The organism is Streptomyces sp. NPDC002784 (assembly GCF_053592135.1).
Genome location: NZ_JBSFVD010000017.1, coordinates 1 through 20,550 on the forward strand (window position 1 = coordinate 1; position 20,550 = coordinate 20,550).

The 20,550-nt window shown below is 71.3% G+C and carries 21 protein-coding genes and 1 pseudogene; 6 read left to right on the top strand and 16 right to left on the bottom strand.

Going from position 1 to position 20,550, the window contains the following annotated elements:
• Positions 1 to 142 precede the first annotated feature (142 nt).
• From ACWD1Z_RS25720 to ACWD1Z_RS25730, 3 genes are all read right to left on the bottom strand, one after another.
• Positions 143 to 1,615: a serine/threonine-protein kinase gene (locus ACWD1Z_RS25720; protein ID WP_451121944.1), complete on the bottom strand. Its 1,473-nt coding sequence runs from the start codon at positions 1,613 to 1,615 to the stop codon at positions 143 to 145.
• Positions 1,612 to 2,412, bottom strand: a complete 801-nt coding sequence (locus ACWD1Z_RS25725) for a serine/threonine protein kinase (protein WP_389419691.1) — start codon at positions 2,410 to 2,412, stop codon at positions 1,612 to 1,614. Before ACWD1Z_RS25725 ends, ACWD1Z_RS25720 begins: the two co-directional genes overlap by 4 nt.
• 214 nt (positions 2,413 to 2,626) lie before the next feature.
• Positions 2,627 to 3,847 carry a hypothetical protein gene (locus tag ACWD1Z_RS25730; protein ID WP_451121945.1) on the bottom strand — a complete coding sequence of 407 codons (1,221 nt, stop codon included), beginning with the start codon at positions 3,845 to 3,847 and terminating at the stop codon, positions 2,627 to 2,629.
• Positions 3,848 to 4,303: 456 nt separating this feature from the next.
• Here ACWD1Z_RS25730 and ACWD1Z_RS25735 point away from each other — a divergent pair, with 456 nt between their 5' ends.
• On the top strand, positions 4,304 to 5,221 hold the full coding sequence (locus tag ACWD1Z_RS25735) for a hypothetical protein (protein WP_451121946.1): 918 nt from the start codon (positions 4,304 to 4,306) through the stop codon (positions 5,219 to 5,221).
• A gap of 65 nt (positions 5,222 to 5,286) precedes the next feature.
• Positions 5,287 to 5,709, top strand: a complete 423-nt coding sequence (locus tag ACWD1Z_RS25740; RefSeq protein WP_451121947.1) for a peptidase inhibitor family I36 protein — start codon at positions 5,287 to 5,289, stop codon at positions 5,707 to 5,709.
• A 56-nt stretch (positions 5,710 to 5,765) separates the two neighbouring features.
• On the opposite strand, the gene ACWD1Z_RS25745 is transcribed toward ACWD1Z_RS25740, so the two are convergent.
• The 3 genes from ACWD1Z_RS25745 to ACWD1Z_RS25755 all read right to left on the bottom strand — a co-directional run bounded on the left by ACWD1Z_RS25745 (position 5,766) and on the right by ACWD1Z_RS25755 (position 8,068).
• Positions 5,766 to 6,116, bottom strand: coding sequence for an antibiotic biosynthesis monooxygenase family protein (locus ACWD1Z_RS25745; RefSeq protein ID WP_451121948.1), 351 nt, complete (start codon positions 6,114 to 6,116; stop codon positions 5,766 to 5,768).
• A gap of 53 nt (positions 6,117 to 6,169) precedes the next feature.
• Positions 6,170 to 6,799: a DUF3471 domain-containing protein gene (locus tag ACWD1Z_RS25750; RefSeq protein ID WP_451121949.1), complete on the bottom strand. Its 630-nt coding sequence runs from the start codon at positions 6,797 to 6,799 to the stop codon at positions 6,170 to 6,172.
• Between the two features lie 249 nt (positions 6,800 to 7,048).
• Positions 7,049 to 8,068, bottom strand: a complete 1,020-nt coding sequence (locus tag ACWD1Z_RS25755; protein ID WP_451121950.1) for a DUF389 domain-containing protein — start codon at positions 8,066 to 8,068, stop codon at positions 7,049 to 7,051.
• A gap of 269 nt (positions 8,069 to 8,337) precedes the next feature.
• Between ACWD1Z_RS25755 and ACWD1Z_RS25760 the strand changes: the two genes are divergently transcribed.
• A complete protein-coding gene (locus tag ACWD1Z_RS25760) occupies positions 8,338 to 9,747 on the top strand; it encodes a DEAD/DEAH box helicase (RefSeq protein WP_451121951.1) in 1,410 nt (469 codons plus the stop codon).
• Positions 9,748 to 9,762: 15 nt separating this feature from the next.
• On the opposite strand, the gene ACWD1Z_RS25765 is transcribed toward ACWD1Z_RS25760, so the two are convergent.
• Positions 9,763 to 10,596, bottom strand: a complete 834-nt coding sequence (locus ACWD1Z_RS25765; RefSeq protein WP_451121952.1) for a dienelactone hydrolase family protein — start codon at positions 10,594 to 10,596, stop codon at positions 9,763 to 9,765.
• Between the two features lie 88 nt (positions 10,597 to 10,684).
• Positions 10,685 to 11,089: a BlaI/MecI/CopY family transcriptional regulator gene (locus tag ACWD1Z_RS25770; RefSeq protein ID WP_451121953.1), complete on the bottom strand. Its 405-nt coding sequence runs from the start codon at positions 11,087 to 11,089 to the stop codon at positions 10,685 to 10,687.
• A gap of 134 nt (positions 11,090 to 11,223) precedes the next feature.
• Here ACWD1Z_RS25770 and ACWD1Z_RS25775 point away from each other — a divergent pair, with 134 nt between their 5' ends.
• Both ACWD1Z_RS25775 and ACWD1Z_RS25780 read left to right on the top strand, forming a co-directional pair.
• Complete coding sequence (locus ACWD1Z_RS25775; RefSeq protein WP_451121954.1) at positions 11,224 to 11,799, top strand: TerD family protein; 576 nt, start codon at positions 11,224 to 11,226, stop codon at positions 11,797 to 11,799.
• 17 nt (positions 11,800 to 11,816) lie between these two features.
• Positions 11,817 to 12,047 (top strand): twin-arginine translocase TatA/TatE family subunit, encoded by a 231-nt coding sequence (locus ACWD1Z_RS25780; RefSeq protein WP_451121955.1) that lies wholly within the window; start codon positions 11,817 to 11,819, stop codon positions 12,045 to 12,047.
• Positions 12,048 to 12,072: 25 nt separating this feature from the next.
• On the opposite strand, the pseudogene ACWD1Z_RS25785 reads toward ACWD1Z_RS25780, so the two are convergent.
• A pseudogene (locus ACWD1Z_RS25785) lies at positions 12,073 to 12,259 on the bottom strand (IS200/IS605 family transposase); the annotation flags it as partial.
• Positions 12,260 to 12,283: 24 nt separating this feature from the next.
• On the opposite strand from ACWD1Z_RS25785, the gene ACWD1Z_RS25790 reads away from it, so the two are divergent.
• A complete protein-coding gene (locus ACWD1Z_RS25790; protein WP_451122078.1) occupies positions 12,284 to 13,489 on the top strand; it encodes an RNA-guided endonuclease InsQ/TnpB family protein in 1,206 nt (401 codons plus the stop codon).
• Between the two features lie 40 nt (positions 13,490 to 13,529).
• Here the strand turns inward: ACWD1Z_RS25790 and ACWD1Z_RS25795 are convergent, their stop codons facing one another.
• From ACWD1Z_RS25795 to ACWD1Z_RS25825, 7 genes are all read right to left on the bottom strand, one after another.
• A complete protein-coding gene (locus ACWD1Z_RS25795; protein WP_451122079.1) occupies positions 13,530 to 14,951 on the bottom strand; it encodes a family 43 glycosylhydrolase in 1,422 nt (473 codons plus the stop codon).
• A 214-nt stretch (positions 14,952 to 15,165) separates the two neighbouring features.
• A complete protein-coding gene (locus tag ACWD1Z_RS25800; RefSeq protein ID WP_451121956.1) occupies positions 15,166 to 15,636 on the bottom strand; it encodes a DUF3618 domain-containing protein in 471 nt (156 codons plus the stop codon).
• Positions 15,633 to 16,052 carry a phage holin family protein gene (locus ACWD1Z_RS25805; protein ID WP_389419681.1) on the bottom strand — a complete coding sequence of 140 codons (420 nt, stop codon included), beginning with the start codon at positions 16,050 to 16,052 and terminating at the stop codon, positions 15,633 to 15,635. Before ACWD1Z_RS25805 ends, ACWD1Z_RS25800 begins: the two co-directional genes overlap by 4 nt.
• Before the next feature lie 134 nt (positions 16,053 to 16,186).
• Positions 16,187 to 16,735 (bottom strand): phosphatase PAP2 family protein, encoded by a 549-nt coding sequence (locus ACWD1Z_RS25810; RefSeq protein ID WP_389419680.1) that lies wholly within the window; start codon positions 16,733 to 16,735, stop codon positions 16,187 to 16,189.
• Positions 16,736 to 16,845: 110 nt separating this feature from the next.
• Positions 16,846 to 17,907, bottom strand: coding sequence for a YihY/virulence factor BrkB family protein (locus tag ACWD1Z_RS25815; RefSeq protein ID WP_451121957.1), 1,062 nt, complete (start codon positions 17,905 to 17,907; stop codon positions 16,846 to 16,848).
• A gap of 52 nt (positions 17,908 to 17,959) precedes the next feature.
• The gene (locus ACWD1Z_RS25820; protein WP_451121958.1) at positions 17,960 to 18,508 is read right to left on the bottom strand and encodes a TetR family transcriptional regulator; all 549 of its coding nucleotides are present in this window, start codon (positions 18,506 to 18,508) and stop codon (positions 17,960 to 17,962) included.
• A gap of 212 nt (positions 18,509 to 18,720) precedes the next feature.
• Positions 18,721 to 20,316 (bottom strand): right-handed parallel beta-helix repeat-containing protein, encoded by a 1,596-nt coding sequence (locus ACWD1Z_RS25825; RefSeq protein WP_451121959.1) that lies wholly within the window; start codon positions 20,314 to 20,316, stop codon positions 18,721 to 18,723.
• Between the last annotated feature and the right edge of the window lie 234 nt (positions 20,317 to 20,550).

Consider the following 20,550-nt stretch of genomic DNA (forward strand, 5'->3'; position numbering starts at 1 on the left):
CGGCTGCCGCTGAACGCGGGCGGGGTCGGCTATGTCAGCGGTATCTACCTCAAGGGCGACGAGACCGGAGGCGTCACCACCAGGTGCTGAACCGGGTCGCGGCGGCCGGTGCTTGCGAGTGCCGGCCGCCGCCGTCCCCGTCTCAGCCGGCGCAGGCCGGGACCGCCGGGTGACTTCTGGTCCGCACCTCGGGCAGCCAGGCGGTGGTGCGCTCGGCCTTCGGGCCCTTCTCGGCCACGGGCAGCCGGATGCGGTACCACCGGGAGGACCGCACGCCCACCTCGTCGGTGATGGGCACGCCCCGCTCCAGCGCGCACTCGACGGCGAGGGCGTCGCCGTGCCACACCCGGGTCTGCACCACGTTGTCCAGGACGTACGGCGCGGTGGGGTCGATGGCCAGGCCGAGGCTGCACGTGGGGTGCCGGTCGGTGCGGGCACGGCACTTGGTGTCGGCGTTGTACACGCTCAGCCGGGCCAGCTGCCCCGTTCGCCCGGCGCCGCCCTCGGAGTAGCCCCACTGCCACCAGGCGGCGCCTCCCGCGCCGAGCAGGGCGACCGCGGCGCCCGCGGCCAGCGCCGCGGCCCGCCGGCCGGGCCGCTGCCGGGCGACGGGATGGTCGTCGCCGTGCCCGGCGGCCCGGACGCGCTCCAGCAGACTCTCCGACGTGTGCGCCGCGCGTTCGCTGTGGGCGGGCAGGAGACAGTCGGCGGCCAGCGCCCGCCAGAACTCCGGCACCACGACGTGCAGCCGCAGCGGGGCCCTGCCCTCGGCGTACTCCTGGACAGCGGAGGCCCGGGAGGTGAAGGTGGCCCCCGGGAAGGGCGAGGTGCCCCCGGTGAACACCTGATGGATCATCACGCCCAGCGCCCACACATCGGCGGTGGGCCGCACCTGTACCCCGCGTTCGTCGAGCGGAGCTCTCCAGCGCTCGGGAGGAAGGTAGTCGGGCGATCCGAGCGGCGGGATGTACCCGTGGGTGCCGCGCGTCCCCTCCAGTTCGGCGGTGAGACCGAAGTCGGAGAGCCGCAGCGAACCGTCCGCCATGATCAGCACGTTGTCCGGCTTCAGGTCGCCGTGCACCCAGCCGAGCCGGTGCAGATGGGCCAGCCCCTCCAGGATCTCGGTCAGCAGCCGGTCCGCTTCCGGCAGCGGCTTGCCGCCCGCGGCGTCCAGCAGGTCCTGGAGGCTGCTCTCGGCCCGCTCCATGACCAGCACGACGGCCCCGTCCAGCCCGGGCACCTCCGAGTCACCGAGCACCGCGGAGTCCAGCAGCCGCATCAGCCGGGGATGGTGCGCCCGGCTGCCGAACTCGATCTCCCGTCGCGCCGTCTCCGCCAGCCGCTCGGCCTGCCGGGGAGCGAGCCCCGAGGTCGGCAGGAACTTCAGCGCCACCCGGCCGCCCGCGGCGCCGGCGTCCCCCTCCGGGGCCTCCGCGGTGTCCCGGCCCTCGTAGACGCGACCCCAACCGCCGTCGGCGATCGGCTCGGTGACCTCCCAGCGGCCCACGCGAAAGCCCCGGGGTATCCGGCCCAGCGTCTCCCCGGTCCCACCGCGGCCCGAGGTGGCCGTTCGCCCGTCGACGTGCTCGTCGCACGTCTCCCCCGCACTGTTCACCGGTGCTCCCCCGCCCGTGCGAGTTCCGCGAGCGGAAGGTCCGGGGCGCGGGGCGGCAGCAGCGCCAGGTGCTCCTCGCGGACCAGCCCGAAGCGCAGCGCGACACCGACCACGGCCTCGCGCTTGCCGGTGCGCCGCGCACCGCTGCCCGCGTCGGCGGGGTCCTGCGGCCCGCGCACGCGCAGCTTCTGCTCCGCCAGGTAGTCGATGTGGGAGCTGACCGCCCGCGCGGTCAGCCGGGCCAGCGCCGGATGTGTGCGGATGCGGTCCACGACCTGCGGGGTGGTGGGCACCGAGACGGCCGATTCGTCCCGCAGCCGCGGTTCGCACAGCGCCACCAGGACGAGGAAGTACGTGGCGGTCTCGTCCAAGGAGTAGGCGTTGAGGGTACGGGTGCCCATGACACCGCCGGGGCCGTCGGTGTCGAGGTAGACATGGTCGGGTGCGAACACCTGGAAGCTCACCGAGGAGCCGCGGGTGGGCAGGACGACCCGGGCGAACTCGAACGGGATCGGCGCACCCGACCGGCGCGGCGGGACGCGAAGGTACTCTCCCGCGCCTTCCGGGTTCTCGACCAGATAGCTGTGCGTGGTGGAGTAGTTGGTGAGCTGCCAGTGGTCCTCGGTGACCCGCACCTCCCCGGCGAGCCGGGAGACGGCCGGGTCGGCCAGCAGCAGTTCGACGGGATGCGCTTTCGAGCCCCGGCCGAAGCGCGCAGCCTCCCCCGGCCCCAGGCGCAGGGTGGTCGCCGGTTCCGTGCGGTGTGCTGACGGCAAATGAATCAGTATGCCGCTCATCGACAGATTGTCCTTCCCCGAGTTCGGCCTGGTCAGTGGCCGGCAGGCATCGTAGCCCCGGGGGATCCCGTGCGAGTCCGCGCGGGGGAGCCGTTGGCTGGATTCTGCCGGTGGGCGGGAGCGGCCGCCCGAGGACGATACACGGAGAGCAGGACGCGGGCCCGGGTGGATTCCGTTCCACGCCGGGCCCTTCGCCGCTCGTCCCCCCGTGCTTCTACGGGGAACAGACGGGCACACCGGGGAGCTGGTTGCCCGGCGAGCTGATGTAGATGTTCGTCATGTAGCCGCCGTACTGGGGAAGATAGGCCCACCAGTCGTTCATGTATGGCGGAATGCTGACCTCCTGTCCCCGCTTCTGGCAGCTGACCAGGACCTCCACGCCGGCCGGCAGCGTCGTCAGCGGGGTGGTGTCGACGGTGGCCGGCCGCGGCCGTACGTTCGCGCCCGGGCCCCAGGTGCCGAACCAGGTGCCCGCCGGGCGGACGGCGCCGGGCACGTCGAGGGAGCGGGTGAGCCGGTTGACGGCCGTGTAGGCCGTGCCGTACGGGGTGCCGTCGGGGTGGAGGGTGAACACGGCCACGATGCTGCGGTCCTGGGGCCCGACCGTGCCGGTGGTGTGCAGCGCCTCCTGGGTCAGGTCGACCCCGGCCGCGGCACGCGGCGCGGACCGCTGCGCCGGGGTGGCGGATGCGGTGGTCGGGGGCTTGGGGGCGCAGTTGCCGGAGCTGCCGAAGCCGGACCAGCCCTGCTTGACCGCCCACGGCCGCTCGAAGGAGCCCGCGACGCCGAACTGCTGGTCGAACCCGTCGGTGCCGCAGCGCGTCGACTGCCGCAGGTTGCCCATCACGTAGTCGCGCACCGGCGCGGGGGCGGTGTCCAGGATGTGGCGGTAGATCCGCACCGTGTCGGCGGCCGACAAGGCCACATAGCCCCAGTAGGCCTCGAGTCCCGCGGGCGGGTTGGCGGTGTCGGTGAGCCCGAGCTGCGCCACCGTACGGTCGATGATCGCCGTCCGTCCGCCGAGGTCCCAGTAGTAGCCGGCCGCCTTGTCGTCGCTGCTGCGCAGCATCGAGTCGAGGCGGGTGCGGTCGGCGGCGGGCAGGGTGCGGGGGTCGCGGGTGCGCAAGTAGTCCAGGGCGATGAGGAGTTTCACCACCGAGGCCGACCGGAATTGCTGGTTCTCGTTGAGTCGTTCGGTGAAGGTTCCGGTCATACGGTCGAAGACCGCCACGCCCGCGGTCACGCCCGCCGGTACCTCGGCCTGCGTGGCGCGGGCCGGTGCGGCGGCGGCCTGCGACGTCCCGGTCAGGCCGAGCACCGTCGCGGCCAGGGCGAGGGCTGCGCCGGCGGCGGCGAGGCGCCGCGGGCGTCTGCCGCTCCGGTTCGGCGGGCGGTCGGCGGCCGAACCGCCGTGGTGGGTGGTCGGACTGTTCACAGTGGGTTCCCCTTGTTCGCTCGGGCCGCCGCGACGTCGTGCCACGGGCGCGGGTGCGGGCCGGACAGGACGGGCCTGTACCGGCACGGCGTTCCCCGGTGCGCACCCGGCGGCGGGTGCGGGACACCTGCCTGCCGGGCGAGTTCCGCGTACGGATCGCAGGCGGCGGGGGCACGCTACGGCGCACACCGGGCCGCCGGTATCCGGAAGTTGACGGAGTGACGGGCCCGCCGGGCAGGGGGTCGCCCAGGACCAGGAGCGCGCCCCGCCCGCCCCTACCCCACCCGCCCTCAGGGCGTCATTCCGCGAACTTCCGGATGACGCGCCCGGCCGCGCCCCGGATACGTTCCGCAGCGTCCGGTCGAGCCGCACACCGTCGGCCGACAGCACACGCTCCGTCCCGGCCGGGGACCGTTACCCGGCCGGGGACCACCATCGACGACACGAGGAGTTCCGATGAGCGGAAAGGATCTGCTCCGGACGCTCGCCGTGACGGGCCTGCTGCTCGTCACGGCCTGCTCCAGCGCCGACCAGCCGTCCGACGACACCGCCGGCCCCCTGCGCACCGGCCTGACCGACGAGGAGCGCAAGCTCCTCAGCGAGGCCGAACAGCGGCTGATCACCGACTGCATGCGGGACAAGGGCTTCAAGTACGGCCTCGACCCGGAGGGCCCGCGCAGCGACGCACCCGAACGCCGCTTCGGCCTGGACGACGTCACCTGGGCCCGCCGACACGGCTACGGCCTGGCCGAGGCGGCCCGCTCCGGCGACCGGGAGGGGAAGGCCGCGGCCGAACAGGGTCCCCAGGCCCGCTATCTCGCCTCTCTCTCACCGCGACGCAGGGCCGAGTTCGACCGCGCCCTCAACGGCACCGACCGGGCCGCGATCGTCGTCCCGGCGCCCGGCCGCGGCCAGATCTTCACCAGCGCCGACGGCTGCCAGGCCGACGCCCGCACAGAGCTCTACGGCGATCTGCGCCAGTGGACCGAGGCCAAGGCGGCCGTGGTGAACCTGGAGTACCTCACCTTCGACGATGTGGTCGCACAGAAGCCGTACACCAAGGCGGAGGCCGACTGGCGCGCCTGCATGAAGGCACGCGGGCTGTCCTACGCGAGCTCGTCGGAGGCCATCGGCGCGGTGGCGAAGGAGAACGAGTCACGCACCGCCCGGAAGGCGTGGCAGCGCGAAGTGACCGTCGCCGTCGCCGACGCGGAGTGCAACCGCGCGGCCGGACTGGCCCGGACGGGCAGCCGCCTGCAACGGCAGCACGTGCGGGACGCGGCGCGCCACGAGTTCGCGCGCCAGACCCGCTACTACACCCAGGCGGTCACCACCGCGCTCGGCCGAGCCCGCACTGTCGTCGGCTCCGCCTGAGCGCGCACCGCCCCACCGAACCCCCCGGCGCTCCGCCGGAGGAAACCCACCACAAGGAGAACACCATGCGCACCACCAAGCGCGCCCTGCTGGGGCTGGCCCTGGCCGGCGCCCTGCTCCCGATCGCCGCCACCACCGCCCAGGCCGGCGGCACGACCCCCACCTACAGCACGAAGGACCCCGGCAACTGCCCGGCGGGCAACCTGTGCGTCTACGCGGACATCAACTACGGCCAGGGCAACGTCGGCATCGCCATGTTCAAGTACGACAACCCCATCTGGTCGAACACCGTCAACAAGTACATGGCCCACGAGGACTCGTCCTGGTACAACAACGGCACCGGCACCTCGTACAGCTCCGTGGAGGTCTTCGCGGACAACGGCTACGGCGGCAACTCCTTCTGCCTGGACAGCGGTTGGGGCAACACCTGGGACAAGGTGGCCAACGACCAGGGCGAGGCCAACCGCTGGAAGAACGGCCCCTGCTGACCTGAGTTCGCGGAGCACCACCCCCGGGTCCACGGCCCGGGGGTTTCTCCTTGCCGTCAGGCGGTGAACCCGCTGCTGCGCTCCACCTTCGCCACGTGCAAGGAGTAGCTCTGGTACCACTCGGCTCGTCCTCGCTTCTGTGCCGCGCGGTGCTCGAGGTTGTTCCGCCACTCGGTGAGGGCGTCGGCGTCACGGAAGTATGCGACGGTGATGCCGAGCCCGCCGGGATTCTGCGCGTGGTCCAGGCCCAGGTAGCCGGGGACGTTCTTCACGAGCTCTTCCATGCGTGCGTTGGTCTCGCGGTATCCACTCTGCTCCTGGGTTCGCAAGGTGGTGAAGACCACGGCGTAGTAAGGGGGTTCCAGTGCCTCGAAGGGCATGACAGGTGCTTCCGGCTCGATGCTCATGACGTCACCGTAACCCGGAGGCCACGGTTCCCCTCCCATGAACTTTCCTTGTCTCACTGGGTGCTTGACTCGAAGGTGCCCAGCCCTTCGGCGTCCAGGTACTCGACGGTCAGGGACTTCTCGTCCGGGTCGAAGGTGACTCCGGTGCGGCCGACGGCGTTCTCGCCCCTGGTCAGGAAGCTGAACGTGTCGCCTTCGTAGTGCGTGAGCCGGTAGGACTGGGGCTCCGGTCCCAGCCGCAGCGTCAGGGTGCCGTCCTCGCCGGCGACGACTTCGGCCCGCCCGTAGTAGTCGTTCTCGTACGTCCCCGTGTAGGTGTCGGCGTCCTTCGCGGGCGCGGCGTCGGCGGGCGGGTCGGCGTAGTCGGTCTTCGACCGGCCGGCGTCCTCCTGCTGCTGGTACACCGCGTCCACCAGAGGAATCCAGTCGCGGCTGACCTCGCCGTCCTGCGCGATGTCGAAGAAGTCCAGCGCGACGGCGTCCGCGACCCCGGCCGGCGCGCTGTTGGTCAGCACGACGATGCCGAGCCGCTCGCCGGGCAGCATGGTGACGTTGGTGTGCGCGCCCAGCGCGAACGCTCCGGTGTGCGAAAGCCTGAGCCGGCCCTCGTCGTCGTAACTCACGTTCCAGCCAAGGCCGTAGAAGCCGGTCCGGCCTGCCGGGGCATGGGGCGGGCTGGCCACCGACTCGGGCCAGTGGGTGCGCCCATCCGAACCTGCTCCTCCTCCATTGAAAGTCCCGCGAGGACGTCTGTCGCGCCCAGCCGGACCCACCCCGGAGCCGAGCTGAAGCTCCCGCTCGGCGACGGTCTCGCCCTCCACCACCTCGTGCCCGGGGTCGAAGCGCTCCTGAACGGGCCGCACCCGCGCGGCATGCGGTCTGCCGATACCCACGCCTGCCGGCAAACCATCGATTGCGCCCACCAGTCGGGCTCAGCTGCGTCTGCTCGCGCGCACCGTGCAAGTGTCCGTCTGCGTGGGGCACCACAGGGTGCGGCCGCCGACCAGATGCAACTCCAGGTCGGCGTCCCGCATGCCGTTGGTGTCGAGCGCGGCGCGCAGTGCGCTGGGGGCGGGCTGCGGAGGCAGGCCGAGGATGCCGATGACGACGATGCCGTTGCGTGCCTCGACGGAGGCGACCTCCCAGGTGCCGGAGGCCGCCCACTGCTCGGCGACCGGCCGGGCGTTGGCGGCGAGCAGGCGGTCCCGGGCGACGCTGATGGTGCCGGCGGTGAGCGGGGCCGCGACGAGCACGAGCACGCAGGCCACCGCGGCGAGGGTCCGCCCGCGGAAGCGGCCGACGCGCAGAGCGGCCCGCTCCGCGCCCGCCCGGACGCCGTAGCAGAGGAACACCACGGTTCCGGTGGCCACGATCGCGGCCACGTTGGTGGCGAACAGCAGCGCCGACTGGCCGGCGTCGTGGTAGCGGTGCACGGTGAGCAGCAGCCCGGTGACGGCCAGGGGCGGCACCAGGGAGATGGCGATCGCGACGCCGGGCAGGGTGTCGGAGATGTCGGAGCGCACCAGCGCGAACGCGCCGACCGTGCCGGTGGCCAGCGCAGCGAGCAGGTCGATCAGGCGGGGGCTGATGCGCGAGGACACCTGGCCGTTCGAGGCGAAGGCGTCGGGCGGGGCGGCGATCCAGCCGAGCAGCATGCCGATCGCCACCACGGCCAGCGCGCCGCCGAGCACCAGCAGCACACAGCGGACCACCTGGTGCCGGTCGGCCAGGACGAGCGCCAGGGCGCAGCCCAGGATCGGCGTCATGAGCGGGGCGACGATCATCGCGCCGATCACCGTCGCCGTGGAATCGCCCACCACACCGGCGCTCGCGATGACGGCGGCGAGCACGAGCAGGCTCCAAAAGCGCGTCGAGCCCGGGCTCCGCAGCCCGCGCTCGATGAACAGGGTGTCGGTCATGCGCCGGGCGGCGACCGCGTCGACCTCTGCCACTACCGGGTCCTTCCGGGTTCAGGCGGCCTCGTGAGCGGGCGCCGGACCCACCACGGTCCAGCCGGTCGGGGTGATCACCGTACGGGCCACCAGCACGAAAGGGCTCCAGGCGCGCGGGGTGTCACCGGCGGAAGGCGACGCCGATGCCAGGGCTGAGAGTGAGTGGGCGCCCGCTGATAAAATGAGGGCACGCTTCGACCTCGCCGGGGCCCGTACCAGGGAGTACGGGCCCCGCAGCGTTCCGGGGCGCCAGATCAGGAAGGTCCCGTATGAACCCGAAGCCGCCCGCCCCTGGGCCCTCCCCTGCCGGTGCACCGCAGCGGGCGACAGGACCGCAGGGCGAGCCTTCGATGCCGCTGACCGTGTCCCCGGGCCTGCCTCCGGCCGCGTCCTTCGCCGCCCTCGACATGCCGTCGAAGCTGACGCAGAAGATGACCGGCCTCGGCGTGACCGAGCCCTTCCCGGTCCAGGCGGCCACCCTGCCCAACGCGCTGGCCGGCCGCGATGTGCTGGGCCGCGCGCGGACCGGCTCCGGCAAGACGCTGGCCTTCGGGCTCGCGCTCCTCGTCCGGACAGCCGGCCTGCGAGCGGAGCCGAAGCGGCCGCTCGCGCTGGTCCTGGTGCCGACCCGGGAACTCGCACAGCAGGTGAGCGACGCGCTGACCCCGTACGCGCAGACCCTGAACGTACGGCTGGCGACGGTGGTCGGCGGGCTGTCGATCAACCGGCAGCAGGCGCTGCTGCGCACGGGAGCCGAGGTCGTCATCGCGACGCCGGGGCGGCTGACCGACCTGGTGTCGCGCCGCGACTGCCACCTCAACCAGGTGCGGATCACCGTGCTGGACGAGGCGGACCAGATGTGCGACCTGGGGTTCCTGCCGCAGGTCTCGGAGCTCCTGGACCAGGTCCGCCCCGACGGGCAGCGGCTGCTGTTCTCGGCCACCCTCGACCGCAACGTCGACCAGCTGGTGCGGGACTACCTGCACGACCCGGTCCTCGCCTCGGTCGACCCGGCGGCGGGCTCCGTCACCACGATGGAACACCATGTGCTCAACATCCACCCCGCCGACAAGTACGCCACCGCGACCGAGATCGCCGCGCGCGACGGCCGGGTCCTGATGTTCCTGGACACCAAGGCCGCCGTGGACCAGTTCACCCGCCACCTGCGGGCCAGCGGCGTCCGGGCCGGTGCCCTGCACAGCGGGAAGTCGCAGCCCCAGCGCACGCACACGCTCGGCCAGTTCAAGGACGGTGGGATCACCGTGCTGGTGGCCACCAACGTCGCCGCGCGGGGCATCCACATCGACACCCTCGACCTCGTCGTCAACGTCGACCCGCCGGCCGACGCCAAGGACTACCTGCACCGTGGCGGGCGCACGGCACGCGCCGGGGAGTCCGGGACCGTGGTCACCCTGGTCACCCCCAACCAGCGGCGCGAGGTGAACCGGATGATGTCCGAGGCCGGGATCCGGCCGACGGTCACACAGGTGCGTTCCGGCGAGGCGACGCTGACCGCCATCACCGGCGCCAAGCGCCCGCCCACCCCGGCCGGGAAGAGCGGCGGCAACGCCCCCTTCCGCGGTCTCGGCTCCCGCCCCGCGAAGGAGTCCCGCAAAGCCGCCGAGGCCCGCAAGGCCGCGGAAGCCCGCGCGGCGGCCAGGGTACGCAAGAGCCGCTGACGGCGGCCTTGACTCCTACGTCGGATCAGGCAGCGCGAGCAGCCGGGTGCGGAAGTGGTCGAGGACCTGGTCCAGCGCCTGGCGGGTGGGCTGGCCCGGCTCGTCGACCAGATGCTCGGTGAGCACCGAGTGCGGGGGCAGCAGCCCCTCGGGGTTCGCCGCCTTGTCGTCGAGTTCGATCGCCACGAACGCCTCGCCGAGCTTCTCCCGCAGCAGCGCGAACCGCTCGGCGGGAGCCACCCGGTCGCCGCGGAAGCGCAGTCCGAGCACGGTCAGGCCGCCCGCCGCGCAGCGCTGCTGGACGCTGCGCAGGTCGCCCGGGGAGATGTCCAGGGAGCGGCGCTTGCGCGCGGTGACGGGCAGCGGGAGGGAGGGCTGGCAGAGCACGGGCGCGAGGAGGCCTTCATCGGTGGCCATGGCGAGGGCGTAGCCGCCGGTGAAGCACATGCCGAGCGCGCCGACACCCGGGCCGCCGCACCGCTTGTGCTCGCGGACCGCGAGGGCCCGCAGCCAGGTGACCACGGGTGACGTGCGGCCCGCCGCGAGTGTGGTGAACTCGCGGCTCACGCAGATGTGGGCCGCGGCGCGCAGGCCGGTCATCGCGGTTCCGGTCCACCCATGGGCACGTGGGTGGGGATCGCGTCCGGCGACGCCGAACAGGTCCGGCAGAACCACGGTGCAGCCGATGTCGCGCACGCACCGCGCGAACCGGGCGACCTTGGGAGTGATGCCCGGGATCTCGGCGATGACGATCACGGCCGGGCCGGTGCCGGAGCGCAGCACGACATGCGACCGGCCTTCGTGGGTGAACGGCTCCCGGGTGAAATCCGTCAACGGGTCGTCGGCCACGCGTCCTCCTGGCTCCAGGGCGGTGCTGAGGTCCTGACAACGGATCAGGATCCTACGCGCCAGCGGCTGTTGCCGCACCGGTGCGGCTTCAGCCATGCCCTTTGTCTTCGGCCTCGTCCTGGTCCTTCGGCCGCCCCAGCAGGGCCCGCAGGATCCGTTCGCCCTCGGGGTCGAGTGCGGTGACGAAGCCGGCCAGTACCGCCTCACGGTCCTGCTCGGCGTCCAGCACCTTGCGCATCCTCCACGCGGCCAGCCCCGCCTCGTCCGAGGCCGGCGTCCAGACGAAGGACCGGCCGGTGCGCTCCCGGGTCACCGCACCCTTGGTCAGCAGCCGGGTCAGGATCGTGATCACCGTCGTATAGGCGAGGTCACCGCCGAGCCGCTCCTGCACCCAGCCCGCGGTCGCCGGTCCGTCCGCCGCGCGCAGGGCCGCGAGGACCTGCCCCTCCAGCTCCCCCTGCCCCCGCCGCCGGCGGCGCCGGTGGTCCGTCACGCCCTGACTCCCTTCCGCCGCCGCGCACTTGACGGGCGGTCCGCCGCCCCGGAGTACCCCTTCCATGATTTCTACAATGCTGTAGATTCGGCAGCGGCGGAACCTCGATCGGGATCTCAACCAGGAGGAAAACAGTGGGTGTTTCCCTGTCCAAGGGCGGCAACGTCTCGCTCAGCAAAGAGGCCCCGGGTCTGACCGCCGTACTGGTCGGCCTCGGCTGGGACGTGCGCACCACGACGGGCACCGACTACGACCTGGACGCCTCCGCCCTGCTGCTCGACGCCGCCGGAAAGGTGCTGTCCGACCGGCACTTCGTCTTCTACAACAACCTCACCAGCCCGGACGGCTCCGTCGAGCACACCGGCGACAACCTCACCGGTGAGGGCGAGGGCGACGACGAGGTCGTCAAGGTGAACCTCGCGGGCGTGCCCGCGGAGGTCGACCGGATCGTCTTCCCGGTCTCCATCCACGACGCCGAGAACCGCGGCCAGAGCTTCGGCCAGGTCCGGGGCGCCTTCATCCGCGTGGTCAACCAGGCCGGCGGCGCCGAGATCGCCCGCTACGACCTGTCCGAGGACGCCGCCACCGAGACCGCCATGGTCTTCGGCGAGCTCTACCGCAACGGCGCCGAGTGGAAGTTCCGCGCGGTCGGCCAGGGTTACGCCTCCGGCCTGGCCGGGATCGCCGCCGACTTCGGCGTCAACGTCTGACCCGGACGGCCAGCGACATGTTCGGACTCAGCGAACTCGCGGTCGTCCTGCTCGTCGTCATCGCCGTTCTCGCCGCTAAGAAGGGGCCCGAACTGGCGCGTTCCGCGGGCAAGGCGGCGCGCGTCCTCAAGGCGGAGGGCCGGGCATTGAAGGACGACCAGGAGGCCGCCGGGGAGCGGACTCCACCCCGCGTGGTCCAGGGTAAGACCGCCTCCCCCGACACACAGCAGCCACGGGACTGCAGCTGAGACGAGTCCTTGACCATGCGGAGTGGAGTGGCGTGCCGCCGCATGAACCGGCGAAGTAGGAGGACGATCAGAACCAGCCGCGCATGATCGCCTGGCTGATCCTTGCTGGTGAACTCCGCGCGCAGGCGGCGGGAGGAGACGCCCTCGATGCTGTTGACCAGGCTGGCGAGTGCGACCTTCGGCGGGTAGTGCACGAGCGGGTGGACATGGTCGGTTGCGCGGATAGGGAGATGGCTGTGCAGCTTCGGTACAGCTTCCGCTTGTACCCCAGTGCCGGTCAGCGCACGGCGTTGGCACGGGCGTTCGGGTGTGCGCGGGTCGTCTTCAACGACGCGTTACGCGTCCGCGAGGAGGCCCGCGCGGCGGGGCTGGGATTTGTCACCTTGGCGCAGCTGTCGAAGAATCTGACGGCCTCGAAGAGGACGCCGGAGCGGGGCTGGCTGGGCGAGGTGTCCTCGGTAATCCTCCAGCAGTCCCTGCGGGACGTGGATACCGCGTACCGGAACTTCTTCGACGGCCTCAAGGGCAAAGGCCCGCGCATGGGTGCGCCACGGTTCAAAGCGAAGCGGGACAGCCGGCAGTCGATCCGCTTCACCGCGAACGCCAGGTGGCGGATCACGCCAGGCGGGAAGCTGTGTCTGCCGAAGGTCGGCGACCTCAAGGTGAAGTGGTCCCGGACGCTGCCCTCGGCGCCGTCCACCGTGACGGTCGTCAAGGACGCGGCCGGCCGGTACTTTGCCAGCTTCGTCGTCGAGACCGGCGCCGCCGAGGTGCTGCCCGCAACGACGGCCGCGGTCGGCATCGATCTGGGCCTGGGGCACTTCGCCGTTCTCTCCGACGGCCGCAAGGTCGACAGTCCGCGCTTCCTGCGCCGCGCCGAGAAGCGGCTGAAGAAAGCCCAGCGGGAGCTGTCCCGCAAGGAGAAAGGCTCCAGCAACCGGGGCAAGGCCAGGGTGAAGGTCGCCCGCGCTCACGCGCGAGTTGCCGACGCACGCCGCGAGTTCCACCACCGGCTCTCCACACAGCTGATCCGCGAGAACCAAGCGATCGCCGTGGAAGACCTGTGCGTGAAAGGGCTCGCTCGCACGCGCCTGGCCAAGTCCGTTCACGATGCCGGGTGGTCGGCGTTCGTGGCCATGCTGGAGTACAAGGCCGCCCGGCACGGACGCACCCTGGTGAAGATCGGCCGCTTCGAGCCGACCTCCCAGGTGTGCTCCGCCTGCGGCGTGAAGGACGGCCCCAAGCCCCTGAACGTCCGCGTCTGGACGTGCTCGGCGTGCGGGACCGTCCTCGATCGGGATGAGAACGCGGCCGTCAACGTCGCCAAGGCCGCCGGACTGGCGGTATCAGCCTGTGGAGCGCAGGTAAGACGGGCACCCGTGCCCGCACCGCGCAGCGAAACAGGAACCCACCAAAAGCTACCCACCGCGTCCCCGCGGTAGGAGCAGATTGGAATCCCGGGCCTTTACGCCCGGGAGGATGTCAATGCGTGTAGAACGTGGCGTCCGCCCGGTCGGTCGCCGTGTTCAGGGCCTGGACGTGCAGCAGGTAGTTGTAGTGGCGGATGTAGCGGCCCGGGGCGTTGTACGACTCGTAGGAGACGCCTGCCGGGTCCGTCAGGCCGGCCCGGGCGGTGAAGGAGGCGTCGCCGCGGAACTGGGCCGTGCCGTCGTTCTTCTCCACCCACACCTCGAAGTTTCGGTGCCGCAGGTAGTAGCCGGGGAAGTTGGCCGACTCCAGGGAGATGGTGCCGCTGCCGGCGAGACCGGTGACCGTGCGGAACTGCGAGTCGGCCAGCGGGGCGACGTTCGCCTCGATCCTGGCGCGGTACTCCCAGTGCCGGATGAACCGGTCGGGGGCGTTGTAGGAGGAGAGCCGGATCGGCGTGAGGCCGTCGGCGACCGGGATGCCGAAGTCGGGTGTGCCGTCGGCCTTCCAGTAGATCTTCTGCACGCGGGTGCGGCGGTTGGGGTCGTTGAGCGGGTCGCCGCTGATGTCCTTGTAGCTGCGGTCGTGGTACACGAGGATGTCCGACCTGCCGTCCTCGGAGACCGTGAACTGGTTGTGGCCGGGGCCGTATTGGCTGGTCGCCGCGTTGCTGGCGAAGACGGGGCCGGCGGTCTTCACCCAGGACGAGGCGTTCAGCAGGTCGGCGGAGGCGGAGGCGGTCAGCAGGCCCATGCAGTAGTTGGCGTCGGTGGCGCTGGCCGAGAAGGTCATGAAGACCTTGCCGTTGCGCTGGATCACGGCGGGGCCCTCGTTGACCCGGTGGCCGATCGTCTCCCAGGAGGCGGTCGGCGTGCTGATCCGGACCGGGGTGCCGGTGATGGCCCAGGCGCTGGACATTCTCGCCAGGTAGAGATTGGTGCCGCTGCCGACGGCGGGGTCGTTCTGCGCCCAGCTGAGGTAGCGGACGCCGTTCACCACGAAGGTCGTCGCGTCGAGCGAGAAGGTGTCCAGCGGCAGTGCGATACGGCCCTTCTCCGTCCAGGTGCCCGTGATCGGATCGGCGGCGGCGCATTCGAGGACGTAGGGCCGGATCTTCCAGATGTCGTTCGTGGCGCCGGCGGCGAAGTAGACGTACCACTTGCCGTCGATGAAGTGGATCTCCGGGGCCCAGATGTGGGCACCCATCTCGCCGCTGGAGTGCTTGGTCCAGATGGTCGTCTCGGCGGCGGACGCGAGCCCCTGGATCGTGGTGGCGCGGCGCAGGACGATGCGGTCGTACGCCGGCACCGTGGCGGTGAAGTAGTAGAAGCCGTCGGTGTGTTTGAGGATGTGCGGGTCGGCTCGCTGCGCGGCGAGGGTGTTCGTGTAGGTGACCCCGGGTGACGCGGGCACGGCGGCGTGGGCCGTCCCGGCCGAGACTCCGGCGACGGTGGCGGTGGCCGAGCCGGCGATCATGCCGAGGACCGTTCGACGGGCGAGCTCAGGTCGCACGGGGGCACTCCTTCTGGTCGATATATCGAATGCCATTCGACTGTTCGGCCAGAAGATAGGATCCTCACCCCCCTCCGTCAACGCTTCTGTCAGATCCCGCCACGGCTGTCTGCACGCAGAGGACCGGCAGGTTCGGTTCACCTGCCGGTCACGACTGCTCCGCCCTGCGCCCGAACCGTCAGCGGCGCCTGCGAGCGCGACGGATCAGCAGCAGCGCCACGAGCGCGCCCGCGGCGGCGAGCACCGGAGTCCGCTGGTCCCGCGCCACCTGCATGCCCTGGCCGGCCTTCTCCCGCACCGGCTCGGGGGCCTTGTCCCGGGCCAGCTCCGCCATGTGCGCGGCCTTGTCGCGGACCTGCCCGGAGGCCGCCACCGCCTTGGCGCGTACCGGCTCCGGGGTCTTGTCCTGCACCGTGTGGGCCGCGTGTGCGGCCTTGTCCCGCAGCTGAGCCGTGACCTGGGTGGTCTTCTCGGCGACCTGCTGCTTGACGGCGGTGGTCTTCTCCTGGGCCCGGGTCTTGACGTCGGTCTTCGCCGCGAGGGCCTCGACGGTCTCGCCCAGTTCCGCGCGGGTCGCTTCGACCTGATCGCGCAGTTCGGCCGGGGAAGGTGCCTGCTCATCGCCCGTGTGCGGCTTGTCTGGAGTCATCGTTGTGCCTTCTCCTTGATCTCGGCCACATCGGCCTTGATGCTGTCCATGGCCTGTTCGGGCTTCGCCGGGGTCGCCTTGTCGATCTGCTTCTTGCCGAGCACCGCCATCACCGCGGTGATGACGGCCAGGACGCCGGTGACGATCAGAGCCGCCAGCCACACATCCATGGCCTGCGACAGCGCGGCGATCGCGGTGGCCACCAGCGCCTGGAGGGTGAGCACCCCCATCAGCCCGGCGCCGCCGAACAGGCCGCCGCCCTTGCCGAACCGCTTGCCCTTCTGGCTCATCTCCGCCTGTGCCAGGCGCATTTCGTCGCGGACCAGTTGCGACAGCTGCTGCGAGGCGCGCTGGACCAGCTCACCCACTGGTTCCTGCGTCTCGGCACCTGGGCGGTGGGCGCTGTCTGCTGTCATGGCTGCTCACCTGTCCTTCGTCGGCCTGTCCGGCAGGCCCGGTGCGCGCCGTGGTCCGTTCTGGTACGGCTGCGGCCTGCCCGCTGGTCTGATCGGACGTCCGGGTACCCCCGCGGGACACACGTCACCGCTTCTCAGCGGACGGATCGCCACAGCAGCCGCGGAGCGCTCCGGACCAGGGCGGCCGCGCCCAGTCCGATCAGGCCCCCGGCCACCACGTCGGAGGGGTAGTGCGCTCCGCTGTACACGCGCTGCGCGGACACCAGCACCGCCATCACCCCGCAGGCGGCGCCGGCGGCCGGCCACGGCGGCGCGACGGCGCCCGCGAAGCCGACGGCCGCCGCGGTGTGCCCGGAGGGGAAGGAGGAGCTGTCCGGACGGTCCTCGAGCTCCTCGGGCGGCACCCACTCCCGCGGCGGGCGGCGCCGTTCGTACAACTGCTTGGCGACCGCGTTGGAGAGCACCTCTGCCGTCGCCATGGCAGTGATTCCCGCTACGGCCGCCGTACGGCCGCGCCACCCGCCGAAGGCGGCCAGCGCTGCGGCCGTCGCCCACCACAGCTTGGTGTGCTCGGCCGCCTCCTGCACCGCGGGCGAGGCCCGCCGCAACCAGGGCGGCCCGCACCCGATCACCCGCCTCGCCAGCAGATGATCCCCGTCGCGCAGATCCGTCATCGTCACCATGACCAGCCGACTTCCCTCCAAAGGCGTTGTCCATACGGCTCGGCCGCCGCCGGACCTGTCCGGAACCCTGCGCCGGGTCCGGGACGGGGCCCGCGGCGGCGGCCGCGACCTCAGGTTTCGAGACGGCGGCGGTCCTCCTCGTCCCACTTGCGGGTGTCACGCGGCTCGACGTACGGCTCGTCCCCAGCGGGATGACCGCCCGCCACAGCCCGCTGGCGGGCCATCTCCGCGTCGAACTCCAGGCCCAGCAGGATCGCCAGATTCGTGATCCACAGCCACACCAGGAAGATGATCACACCGGCGAAGGTTCCGTACGTCTTGTTGTACGAGCCGAAGTTCGCCACGTAGAACGCGAACCCGGCCGAGGCGACCAGCCAGATCAGTACCGCGAGGAGGCTGCCCGGGGTGACCCAGCGGAAGCCGCGCACCTTGGCGTTCGGCGTCGCCCAGTACAGGATCGCCATCATGGTGGTGACCAGGATCACCAGCACCGGCCACTTCGCGATCGACCACACGGTCAGTGCCGTGTCGCCGAGACCGAGCACGGAGCCGACCTGCTTGGCCAGGCTGCCGGTGAACACGACGATCACCGCGCTGAGCACGGCAATGACCATCAGGACCACGGTCACGCCGAGGCGGACGGGCAGCACCTTCCACACCGGCCGTCCCTCGGGGACGTCGTAGACCGCGTTGGCCGTCCTGATGAACGCGGCGACATAGCCGGAAGCCGACCACACCGCCAGTGCCAGGCCCACGATCGCCATGATCGAGCCGAGCCCTGCGTTGCCCTGCATCTGCGTCACCGCGTTGGTCAGGACATCTCGCGCCGCGCCCGGGGCCAGCTTTTGGATGTTGTCCAGCACCTGCTGGGACGCCGACTGCCCGACGACTCCGAGCAGCGAGATCAGCGCCAGCAGTGCGGGAAACAGCGCCAGGATCCCGTAGTAGGTCAGGGCCGCGGCCCGGTCGGTCAGCTCGTCCTTCTTGAACTCCTTCAGGGTGCCTTTCAGCACCGCCATCCAGGAGCGCTTGGGCAGGTCGGTCGGAGTGTCCGGCGCCTGCTCTTCCACCTGTTCGTTCGGCCCGGCCTGGGGTCCCTGCGCGGTGTCGGCCGTCTGGTCGGTCGTTCCGTGCTCGCCGTGCCTTCCATGCCGTCTCAGAGTCCGTGCCATGCGGCCCCGAGTATCCCCTCGGGCACCACCCCACACACGGCGTCCCACCTGATCAGCTCAGCACCTTCAGCACCGCCTGGGAGATCCGTGCCGCCGTCGGCCCGGGCTCCTCCCCCGGGAGGAGGAGGTGGCTGATGGTCATCCGGACGGTGATGTCGGTCGCGAGGGCGACGAGATCCTCGTCCCGGTCGGGGAAGCGCTCCGTGAGCCATGCGCGCAGCAGGGACTGGGCAGCGTCGAAGATCGGGTCCGCGCGTGCGGTGAGGTAGGGCAGCAGGCTGTCGGACCCCTCCCTGGCGGCCACGACCACAGCCCGGATGAGCGGGTTGCGGTGGGCCTCGGTGAGGACGAAGAAGACAGCGCTCTCCAGCGAAGCACGGGGATCCGGGAGCCCGGGGTAGAGGGTCAGGGAGACGCTGTGCAGAAACTCGTGCGTCTCCCTGATCACCAGGGCACGGCCCAGGCCCGCACGGTTGCCGAACTCCTTGTACACCGAGGGCCGCGACACCTCGGCCGCCGTCGCGACGGCGGACAGGCTCACCTTGTCCCAGCCCGAGCCGCACGTCAGGTCGCGTGCGGCGTCCAGTACGCGCTGCCTCATGTGCTTGCGCCAGGCGACGCGTGGCGGGTCGGGTATCGATCGGTCGCTGTCAAAGGGCTCTGTCCTGTTCATGTGCGCCGCCATGGCCCGAGTCTGGCAGGACCACCTGGCCGCGGATGCTCCGGTGGAGGAACCCGCGGCCAGGTGGTGGGGGCCCGCTGCCCGGGCGGGGGGGGCCGGGGCAGCGGGGGCAGGGAGGGGATCCGGTCGCGTCAGCCGCGCTTGCGGCGGAGCAGGAAGATGATCCCTCCGCCCAGCGCCAGCGTCACGGCGGCCAGTCCGAGGGGTACGGCCACGCCGGCACCGGTCCGGGCCAGCGGTTCGCTGTCACCGGCGGCCCGGGAGTCGTTCCCGCCGTCCGGGCCCGTCTCGTCCGAAGGGCTCGCGCCGGCCGCCTCGGTGGCCGTCGTGCCGGGTGCCTGCGAGGCGTCGGTTCCCGAGGTGGGAGCGGCTCCCGCCCCGGACGCGGGGGCCTCGCCGGGTGCCGCATCGGTCGCCTTCGCGGCGTACGCCCCGCGGTCGGGGGCGTCGGCGGATCGGCGGGCGCCGGTGATGTCCGTGGTGACCTCGGCCAGCGACATGCCCGAACCGATGGCGGGCGAGCCCTCGCTCAGCCGGAAGTCGGCGCCGGACCGGGCGCCGGGCTTGACGAACCCGGGGTCGGCGATGATGTCGTGCGAGCCCTTCACCTCGGGCGCCTTCCCGCCGTAATAGACGTTGTAGTCGTAGAAGACGTCGACGTTCTTGTGCGCGGAGTTCGTGGCCTGGCCGGGGCGGCCGTAGGAGACGTTGTTGAGGAGCCGCACGTCCTTGCTGTCGTGGGCGAAGATGTTGGCGTAGCTCTCCATGCGGGTGCTGCGGCCGTTCTGGTAGGCCGTGTTGTGCAGGATGTCCACGTGCTGGCTCTTGAAGGAGTGGATGCCCGAGCCGCCGTTGTTGTAGGAGACGTTGTTGGCGACCAGGACCCGGCCCTGGTAGTCGGGGCCGCTTTCGCCGGCTTTCGACTTGTCCTTGAGGGTGTCGATGATGATGCCGTTACCGTCCGAGTAGCACTTGCAGCGCTCCCACTTCACCTTCGTCTCGTTGTCGTGGACGGTGTTGTTGGTGACGCGGATCTTGTACTTCCTGGGGTCGCCGCGGTCGATGTCGCGCGCGGCCAGGATCGAGATGCCGCTGGTGGCGAAGACGGTGTACCACGAGGTGGAGTAGACGTGGTTGCGGTCGATCGTCATGTAGTCGGCGCCGCGTGAGCCGATGCCCAGGCCGGGGCAGTGGTGGACGGTGTTGCCGACGATGTCGATGTGGTGGGGTGTGGCGCCCGACGACTTGTTCGGTTCGGCCCAGATGCAGTTGCCGTTGTACTTCCCGTCCTTGGTGCCGGCGCCCCGCTCCGCGTCCGCCAGGGACATGGTGGCGCTGCTGCCCTTGACCTCCAGTCCGCGCACCACGATGTGCGCGGCACCGCTGATGCGGATGCCGTTCCACGCGGCGACGGTATGGATGACGGGGCGGTGTCCCGGGTGCGCCTGGAAGGTGATGGGTGCTCCGGGCCGGCCGGAGCGGGAGATCACCATCACGTCCGAACCGCCCGGACGCTCGGTGTAGGTGCCGTTCATGATGGAGACGGTGTCTCCGGGGGCGGTGCTGTCAGCGGCCTTCTGCAAGGTGCGGAACGGCTTGGCCGGCGATGTTCCCTGGTTGCTGTCGGAGCCGCTGGGGCTGACGTAGTACGTGCGGGAGGCGGCCTGCGCCGTCTGCGATCCGGCGAGACCGAGGGGTATCGCCGCGCCGACGAGTACTACGGACACTGCGTATGCGCCTGTGCGTTTCATTGCTGCCTTTTCTTCGAGGATGCTCGCGCGGACGACGCTCCGCCCCGGCCCCCACGGGACCGGCTGGAAGACCATGGGTCGCGCAAGACCTCACGAGCGGTCCGGGGAGCAACGTCGGGCACGCGACCGCGGTGCGAGGAGGCACATAGGGATGTCGTTCCTGGCCTGCGCGTGACGATTGCGTCCCTGCGCTCCTCCGGACTCTTCTCT